At 46.0% G+C, this 8,504-nt stretch carries 7 protein-coding genes; 3 read left to right on the top strand and 4 right to left on the bottom strand.

Annotated elements, in window-relative coordinates; translation table 11 throughout:
• Nucleotides 1–250: 250 nt before the first annotated feature.
• Nucleotides 251–1,363 carry a membrane-bound lytic murein transglycosylase MltC gene (gene mltC / locus GXP65_RS13715; RefSeq protein ID WP_005436579.1) on the top strand — a complete coding sequence of 371 codons (1,113 nt, stop codon included), beginning with the start codon at nt 251–253 and terminating at the stop codon, nt 1,361–1,363.
• 321 nt (nt 1,364–1,684) lie between these two features.
• Here mltC and GXP65_RS13710 read toward each other — a convergent pair whose 3' ends face one another.
• Complete coding sequence (locus GXP65_RS13710) at nt 1,685–2,869, bottom strand: NnrS family protein (RefSeq protein ID WP_050904987.1); 1,185 nt, start codon at nt 2,867–2,869, stop codon at nt 1,685–1,687.
• A gap of 200 nt (nt 2,870–3,069) precedes the next feature.
• Between GXP65_RS13710 and GXP65_RS13705 the strand changes: the two genes are divergently transcribed.
• Complete coding sequence (locus GXP65_RS13705; protein ID WP_162093060.1) at nt 3,070–3,621, top strand: gamma-glutamylcyclotransferase family protein; 552 nt, start codon at nt 3,070–3,072, stop codon at nt 3,619–3,621.
• A 38-nt stretch (nt 3,622–3,659) separates the two neighbouring features.
• Here the strand turns inward: GXP65_RS13705 and GXP65_RS13700 are convergent, their stop codons facing one another.
• The 3 genes from GXP65_RS13700 to GXP65_RS13690 all read right to left on the bottom strand — a co-directional run bounded on the left by GXP65_RS13700 (nt 3,660) and on the right by GXP65_RS13690 (nt 6,625).
• Complete coding sequence (locus GXP65_RS13700; protein ID WP_005436574.1) at nt 3,660–4,256, bottom strand: outer membrane beta-barrel protein; 597 nt, start codon at nt 4,254–4,256, stop codon at nt 3,660–3,662.
• 145 nt (nt 4,257–4,401) lie between these two features.
• Complete coding sequence (locus tag GXP65_RS13695) at nt 4,402–4,734, bottom strand: tRNA-binding protein (protein WP_005436572.1); 333 nt, start codon at nt 4,732–4,734, stop codon at nt 4,402–4,404.
• Nucleotides 4,735–4,855: 121 nt separating this feature from the next.
• Nucleotides 4,856–6,625 (bottom strand): SgrR family transcriptional regulator, encoded by a 1,770-nt coding sequence (locus GXP65_RS13690; RefSeq protein ID WP_162093059.1) that lies wholly within the window; start codon nt 6,623–6,625, stop codon nt 4,856–4,858.
• Between the two features lie 384 nt (nt 6,626–7,009).
• Between GXP65_RS13690 and ptsG the strand changes: the two genes are divergently transcribed.
• Entirely contained in the window at nt 7,010–8,419 is a 1,410-nt protein-coding gene (gene ptsG / locus GXP65_RS13685; protein WP_162093057.1) for a PTS glucose transporter subunit IIBC, read from the top strand.
• Nucleotides 8,420–8,504 lie beyond the last annotated feature (85 nt).

Here is an 8,504-nt window from a genome sequence, read left to right as displayed (position 1 = left end):
TCAGTAAGGATTGCTAAGTGATCAGATCACACACACTTGAAAGAGTTCAAAAAAAATCCCCAAGCTACAAGCTTGGGGATTTGTGTATAAGAGACAGGCACCCCGCAGGCTTTTTCTTTTTCCGGTGAACACTCAGCATCAAACGCTTCTATCGAAAGCACAAAAAGTTTTAATTTCAGGCGATTAGCACTCTTACTTATTATTTTCTTCAGTCGGCAATTGCCCTCACCTCTAATTAAATCGGTATCCGATGAAGAAATCGCTAATCCTGAGCTTACTCCTTCTCGGTGGCTGTTCTGTAGCTCCCGAAGAAACACCACCATGCGCATGTGATGACTACGTTCCTCCCTACGTAAAACCGCCAAGCGCGTCGAACGAAGATAACATCAAACAGTTACTGGCTTACATTGCTCAAAAAGCCAAAGATCGTTGGGGGGAAGATGAGTTCGTTGAAGCAGGCAAACACCGTTACGTGAAGTACCTTGATGGTTACAACACCCGAGCACACATCGACTTCGAAACGGGTAAGATCTATGTTTCGACGATTTCCCAATACCAGCCAACAGAGAAGCTACAAAAAGCCATCGTACAGACGCTACTCATGCCTGCAGATCCAGCTCATGCAGAGTTGTTTAGCGATAAGGAAGCGGTATTGCGCGGTAAGCCTTTCTTATTGGGGCAAGTTCTCGATCACGATGGAAAGCCGATTGAATGGGAGTGGCGCGCCAATCGCTACGCGGACTACCTGCTCGACAATAAACTGCAGAAGAAAGCCATCAAACGCGGCAGTGCTTATTATGTCGAAATCAACATGGTGAAAGATCACCTAGAGCAGCGAGAATACCAATACGCGGGCTTAGTACGTGATGCAGCTAAACGATATGGCTTGTCTGAAGATCTAATCTTCGCCGTGATCAAAACCGAAAGCAGCTTTAACCCTTATGCGGTCTCTCATGCAGGGGCTTACGGCTTAATGCAGGTGATCCCAAAAACCGCCGGTGCTGATGTGTTTAATTTGGTGAAAAACAAACCAGGTATTCCTACCAAAGAATACTTATTCGATCCTGCCAATAACATTGATACAGGCGCGGCGTATTTCTACATCTTGAAGAACCGCTATCTAAGAGATGTAAAACATCCTACTTCGAAACACTTTAGTATGATTTCAGCCTATAACGGCGGTACAGGTGGTGTGCTTTCTACTTTCGATAGCGACCGAAAACGCGCGATGAATGAGCTTAACAGCCTTAACCCGACTCAGGTTTATGATGCGTTAACCACTCAACACCCAAAAGGGGAAGCAAGACGCTACCTACAGAAAGTGCTGTATTTCCAAAAAGACTTCAGCGAAGGGAATATCTAATTTTATCCAGCCACAAAACGAAAAACGCCGCTTAGTTCCACGGAGGTATAGAACTAAGCGGCCATGTAATTACACGAAAAGACACCTATGGGTCTAAAACGTCAATTGGCTAGTTAATCACTCATGTGCATACGAGCAATAACACCTACAGAGTAGCGGAGTCCGCACCTTCTAGCACGCTCAAATCCCACTCTAGAATTCAACGTTTTTCACATTCTTAACAATTACCTTACTAATTGTGGGTCATTTGCGGAAGCAAGCTCAAATAAAAAGGGCTCACACCGATGGCTGAGCCCTTCTTTTATCAATTCTGAACTGTGATTATCCGGGATGGCCATCCACTCTTGGTTTCATCAGCATCATTCCGAATCGCCATACGAACATACCGAAAGCCAGAATCCACAAGGCGGCACTGACATCAATCCAAAGTAGCATGTGTGAAGGGTCAAAAATCACACCTAGGCTTCTTGCTAATGCCGCTCCAATCACGGCAGCAAAAGCGATGCTCATGTTTGGGCCTTTGTAAATCATGCGACCTGTATGCCCCATGGTCACTCGAGCAATCATCGCTAAGATCAATCCACCCAATGCACCAATAGCAAACAGATGAATTAAGTTGTGGCTCGCAAACGCATTATCCCAACTGCCACGTAGAATCAGGCTCAAAGGCAGACACAAATAAGCCGCATGTAACGACCACACCAACGGCTCGCTAAGTGTCAGCCAAGGCTTCCAGCGCAGGAATCGAACCAACTGCGCCACTCCGGCAAACAACATAAGTGGCTGACCAAGTTCCGCAAACGTCACAGGGAAGAAGCTCAACACGAACAGCATGACCAAAGGTAGGTTTGCTAGCCAATCCAACCACAGTAGCGGCTGAGCTTTTTCGAAGTTAAAGCGACGAGCGGTGAAAAATGGAATCACTCGTCCGCCCATCACAGAAAGCAGCAAAGTGAACCACCAAAGCATCGCTTGCCATACCGCAGACGAGGTAAATGGCGGCATGCCTTTCACCGTAGCGTAACTGGCAAAGTTAGCAAAGATGGCGAGTAAGAATAACGGCACAAAGAATAGATTACGCCAGCCTTTCGCGCGGTAAACACGAATGCCCACTTCGTACGCCACAAACAGCAAAAACAGCGCTTCAATGCTGCTGGTTAACCAAAGTGGTGCTGGTGTCCAAAGCAGTATTCTCGGTGCAAGCCACAATGTAAATATCGCTAACAAGGTGTAATGTTTCGTGCCGTTTATGCCCGTCCAGTTTTGCACTGCAGTCAGCACAAAGCCCACCACTATTGCCATTGAAAAACCAAATAACATTTCATGAACGTGCCACCACAACGCCGGAACACTCAACGCACTTGGCTGTCCGGTTTGAAACATCCATACCCATACCGCAATAGCGACAACAGCATAAATAGAGCCAAACAGGAAAAACGGTCTAAACCCTAATCGAAGCCATGCAGGGATTTTTTCTTCCACTTTTTTATCGGTGATATTCAGCATTGTGATGCCCTTAAGTACCCATTTGATACCGTTCAAAAATTCTACGCGTTCGATATTAACACAAACATGCATAAAAAATACATGTTATAAAATCAAACTATCCTTTCGAGGTAAAACCTGTGCTTCACGCATTGCTTGGTTGGTAGTGTTTAGGTATAACGGATAACAGTGATTTCGTCGAAGTAAGGGAAGCAATCGAGATGTATATATTTGGCTACGGCAGTTTAATCAATGCCGCCTCGCGCAAGTTAACCGGGCAAACGGGAGAAGCCATCCCAGTCATCGCTCATGGACTGGTGCGCTATTGGGGCAAAGTTGACGACAGCTATATCTTGTCACCCTTGGTTGTGAATGAAGGCGAAGGGCAAGTCAATGGCGTACTGCTTGAAGTCGACGATCAAGCGCTAGAGGAGTTTGACCGACGCGAACGTGGCTACCATCGCATTCAAATCCGTCCTGATCAGATTGAAACAGAGGCCACTTTTAACTCTGAGCACAGCATTTGGGTTTATGTGAAAAACGATCCGTTACCACCCTGCTCGCTCAGTCCCATCATGCAAAGCTATGTTGATACGGTCCTCGCTGGATGCTTGGAAGTCTCCCATGCCTTTGCTGAGCACTTCGTTCGCCATACCGTTGGTTGGCATCATGCCAAAGAAAACGACCGCCACCAGCCAAAATACGGCAACTTAGCGGGCGTACAAGATCATCATTATGAGTTGATTGATAACCTAATTAAAAAGGGAGCCTAGTGGCTCCCTTTTGCTATTCATGCTTTGCTTGCGCGAGATTAGAACTTGTAATCAACACCAGCGTATAGGCTGTCGAAATCAAAGTCGATATCACCACCGCCTTCAACATCGATCGTTACTGTAGAAACACGGTAACCACCAGAGATAATTAGACCTGAAGCGAACTCGTAACCCACTTCTGCACCGTAGTTGAAACCAACATCACTACCGTCAGTTTTCACATTAAGGTTTGCAAGGTTTGATTTAGACTCAAAATCTACACCCATCACACCAAGACCTGCAACTGCACCAACATAAAAACCAGTACCAGAGAATTGGTATTTCGGTTTTGCATTTAGGTTGAAGCCGTAACCATCAACAGTCACTTTTGCCCAGTTACCTGAACCTGATGCTTTTTCTTCAAAGCTACCGTAGTAGACGTATTCGCCCTCTAGTGCCAGTTTGAAGTTTTCTGAGTATTGCAGCTCTTTACCTACCGCAATGCCAAGACCCGTTGCTGAAGAGCTTGACGAGTCGCCTTCAACTTTAAGGTCTGAATTTAAAATATCCGCACCAATGTACCAATTACCTTCCGCCTGAACCGACGCCGAAGCAACCACTGCACCCAAAGCCAATAATGGCAATACTTTTTTCATTATAATTTCCTAATTTTTCATGCTGTTAGACAGCTTTTAAAAGCGCGGAGATTATAAATAAAGGTGAATATGATTCTATTGATTCATTTATAAAATGAGATCTAAAACATAAATAACTGTTATATAAACAATATATGACTAGATACTAAACGATTCTCACACCAGCTGGCATCGCGCGTTCAGGCGTCAGCAGAACACTTTCTGATTCATCATCGGTTTCGGCACAAAGCAACATGCACTCAGAGGTTTCACCACGCATCTTAGCTTTCGCGAGATTACACAGCACCACCACTTGTTTCCCCATCAACTCTTCTTCTGTGTAGTAAGGCACCAAGCTGGTGACGGTTTGCAGTGTTTTCTCACCGATGTCGATCTGCACGATGTAAAGCTTATCTGCGTTTTCGTGACGAGCCACTTCGATGATTTTTCCGGTGCGAATTTCTAGTTTTGCGAAGTCTGAGTAAGCGATCGTTTCCATTGATTAAAACCTCAAGTAAAATTTTACTAAAACAAACTCTACATTATCAGTTAGTACTTTAAATACAAGAGGTGAAGATCGCATTTTTATGAGCAAAGATCGTGCTGTTTACAATCGTCCTTTACCAAATCTCACTCAACTTCGGCCAACCCCACGCCGTGATCTCTACACCTTTGAATATGTCTTGAAAGCTAAGTGTTTGTCGGTGGTGAAGCATCGGACTAACCACACCTTCATAGATCAGCACGGAGCCAAGTTGCTCTAACTTAGTGAGGTAATCTTTCGGAGCGCTAAACTGTCGAATTTGGTTGATCTCAGCCACCAGCCAGTCGCTGACGTCAGATCCGATCGTGGCGTGCAAAACAGGATCGCTGAGGAAAAACAGTAAAGCCGAGACTTGTCGGTTGTCATCCAAGTTAAAGCTGCTTAGAACAATCTCTTCACTAAAGCCCTCTCCAGACGCTTTTTCAATAAATGCCTCAAACGAATAAACGTTTACTTCAACCTTGATGCCATGCTCCATCAAGATTTGCTCAGCGGCTCTCGCACTGCGTTGAATACCAAGATGGGAATAACAGGCGATTCGGATTGAACTCGGTAGCGCTACTTCATCGCTTCTCAGGTATTTGACGTTGTGCCAGAAGGGGAAAAAGTTATGTGCGATCTCAGCTCCGAAGGTGGTTTCGTTGCGCTCCAACTGCTGCCAAATGTTCGCACCACTCAAGGCATCACTCAGCCAACGTCGCTGAGCGTGCGATAAGTTAGGATGATTGTGATTGAAAATCATAAACAAGCACCCTTCTTCCACGCGATCTTTCAATGCTGTGTGTTTGGCATCGATGATGCGCTCATCCACTTCTTCATCTGGAGAGTTGGTGATGACCTTTTTCGAGTACTGCTCTGTCTTAGGTAAATCGTGGGGGTAATTGGAAGCCTTTGCACCTTCCTTCTTTTCACTGTTTAACGACCAGATGATGACTTTATCAGTGAGGGAGCGAAATCCGTGGAAGCGCTCGTTCGCCACCAAGGTAAGCTTATTGTTCGTGTGAGATTCTAGAGAGAAAATGCCACAGCCGACGCTATCGGAAGATAGGCTATTGAGTTGCTCGACAGGTTGTAAGGAGTACTTCAGATCACTCAATAATGCAGCGAATCCTTTGTCTGGACGAGTAAGTTGAACGGAAAATCGATAAGGCGACTCGACGGAAACCGTTTCAAGGTGATCGAGTTCATTTTGATAATATGGAAGCTGCTGCCAATGGTTTAGTAGCTTCGCCATTAGTTCTGCATCCACTTTACCGCCATGATGAAAGCAAACAGACGGACGAAGATAAAACGTCCATGTTCGCCACTCTTCATCGGCTTGCCAATGATGCGCAATGTTTCCGACTAACTCGCCTTCAGGTGTCATGGAAACCAAGCAAGCGTGAATTTGACGAATTAAGAAACGTTCGCTGTTTCGTTGCGGTGTGATTGGATTGAGCGTAGCAAAAGAGCGGTTATAGGTGAGTTGTACACTGACTTTGCCTTCTGTCACTTGGGCGCCGGAAGTCTGCTTAAGTAATTGTTCAAACACCACTTGGTCGAAGTCAAGAAACTCAAGTGCCCGGTCGTATTTGCTCTCTTTGATCCACTCCAGAGCAATAGAGCGCTTCACCTCTGTACGATCGATGTTACGAATTAAGGTCGAACGTTGGTTACGCCCCACTCTGGGTATCCAAGCGATCCAGTTGAGCGCATTCATCTGCTTGAGAATAGCTCGGGCATGCCTTGGGCTGGTGAACATCTTGTCTGCAATCTCGGCAAGCGTCACCGCGTATTCCTCTCGCAGCTCAAAACTCTCTACACGTTCGTAGTAGCGAAAAAGATTAATACTCTCCAAAACAGGCACTCCAAAACTAAGATTCTGTTCCTTATATTAGCGTTTAATGCCTTCATTCAAGTAAAAAGGTCTAAAAACTTAGTTATCAGGAACAAGAAAAACAAAATTCACTCTGTTTTTTCATGCCTTATTTTTACCCAAAATACTCTTAGATTCTGACGCAGTCCTATGGTTGAGCGATCGAAACAGTGCCCTTCATTCAATTGGTTAAGGCCCTCTATTTTTAGCTCAGCAGACCACTTATAAAGCTTTAGCGATAGCAACCAGTTTTTATGTTTATGCTCCAACCCCCGCAAACCATAATCACGATGCTATCGCTAATCTCCCCGCTTCCCACAGTTTATTCATGACTGCGCCACTCAAGATTTTTATCTAACAAGTTGGAGTATTTTTATGTTTGCTAACTTTTTTGCCAACCTTTCTAAGGTCGGTAAGGCGCTCATGTTGCCTATAGCCTCAATGCCCGCGGCGGGTATCCTTTTGGGTATTGGCTCGGCGCAATTTGGGTTCATTCCACCCGTAGTTTCTGAATTGATGGCAGAAGCGGGTGGCGCGGTCTTCGGTAACCTGCCGCTTATCTTTGCGCTTGGCGTTGCTATCTCATTTACCAACAATGATGGTGTTGGTGCAGTTGCGGCAGGTATTGGTTATTACGTATTAGTCGCGACGTTAAAAGTCATGGCTGGCGTGCTGGGTGTGGACCATATCGACACAGGTGTGCTCGGCGGCATCATTTCCGGAGCGGTTGGTGCGTACATGTTTAACCGCTTCTACACCATTAAGATGCCAGCTTATTTGGCTTTCTTCGCGGGTAAACGATTTGTCCCGATCGTGACGTCATTTTCTATGCTGTTTTTGGGCATTGCGATTGCCTTTATTTGGCAACCAATTGGCTCTGGCATTGATTGGTTCGGCACATGGGCAACCGAGCAAAACCCATTGGTCGCATTTTGGGCTTACGGCACCGCAGAGCGTGCTCTGATCCCATTTGGTCTGCACCATGTGATTAACGTAATTATTCAGCTTCAAGCTGGTGAGTTTGTGAACGCTGCTGGCCAAGTATTCCACGGTGAGATCCCTCGCTTCTTCGCTGGCGACCCAAATGCAGGCAACCTAGCGGGTGGTTACCTATTCAAGATGTTTGGTCTTCCTGCGGCGGCAATTGCGATTGGCCGTGCAGCAAAACCAGAGAACCGCACCAAAGTTATGGGCATCATGATCTCAGCCGCGCTGACGTCACTCCTAACTGGTATCACTGAGCCTATCGAGTTTGCGTTCTTGTTCATCTCGCCTGTGCTTTACGTGATTCACGCTATCATTGCGGGTCTGGCTTATCCACTGTGTATCATGCTGGGCGTAAAACATGGCTACAGCTTTAGTGCAGGTCTTATCGACTACGTGACCTTCTTTGGTATTTCGACCAAAGGCTGGATGATCATCCCATTGGGTTTGGCATACGCAGCGCTGTACTACGTTGTGTTCACTTGGTTCATTAAGACGTTCGATCTGAAAACACCAGGGCGTGAAGATCAAGATAGCAGCAAAGCCGTCAATGACACCAGTTCAGAGTTTGCCAGTGAGTTGGTTAGCGCGTTTGGCGGCAAACAAAACATCTTAAGCACCGATGCTTGTATCACTCGCTTGCGAATCCAAGTCGCAGAGCAAGACAAAGTCGACGAAGCGAAATTGAAAGCACTTGGTGCAGCGGGTGTAGTACGAGTCGGTACAGGCGTACAGGCTATCTTTGGCGGCAACAGCGACGTGTACAAAACCCAAATGGTTGATTGGATGAACAACAACTAGCTTTCTGAGCGCCATTCTCTGTGGCCTGTAACGAGAAAATAGAAACGACAAATCGCGGTCACATCAATGACCGCGATTTTTTGTT

The sequence above is a fragment of the Vibrio sp. LB10LO1 genome (genome assembly GCF_010092875.1).
Taxonomy (GTDB): domain Bacteria; phylum Pseudomonadota; class Gammaproteobacteria; order Enterobacterales; family Vibrionaceae; genus Vibrio; species Vibrio campbellii.
This window is presented reverse-complemented; position numbering and strand designations above follow the sequence as displayed.

What these genes read in the sequence shown, in the direction of transcription:
- mltC (WP_005436579.1), top strand. Translation starts at nt 251, where the DNA reads ATGAAGAAATCGCTAATCCTGAGCTTACTCCTTCTCGGTGGCTGTTCT.
- GXP65_RS13710 (WP_050904987.1), bottom strand. Translation starts at nt 2,869, where the DNA reads ATGCTGAATATCACCGATAAAAAAGTGGAAGAAAAAATCCCTGCATGG.
- GXP65_RS13700 (WP_005436574.1), bottom strand. Translation starts at nt 4,256, where the DNA reads ATGAAAAAAGTATTGCCATTATTGGCTTTGGGTGCAGTGGTTGCTTCG.
- GXP65_RS13695 (WP_005436572.1), bottom strand. Translation starts at nt 4,734, where the DNA reads ATGGAAACGATCGCTTACTCAGACTTCGCAAAACTAGAAATTCGCACC.
- ptsG (WP_162093057.1), top strand. Translation starts at nt 7,010, where the DNA reads ATGTTTGCTAACTTTTTTGCCAACCTTTCTAAGGTCGGTAAGGCGCTC.
- GXP65_RS13705 (WP_162093060.1), top strand. Translation starts at nt 3,070, where the DNA reads ATGTATATATTTGGCTACGGCAGTTTAATCAATGCCGCCTCGCGCAAG.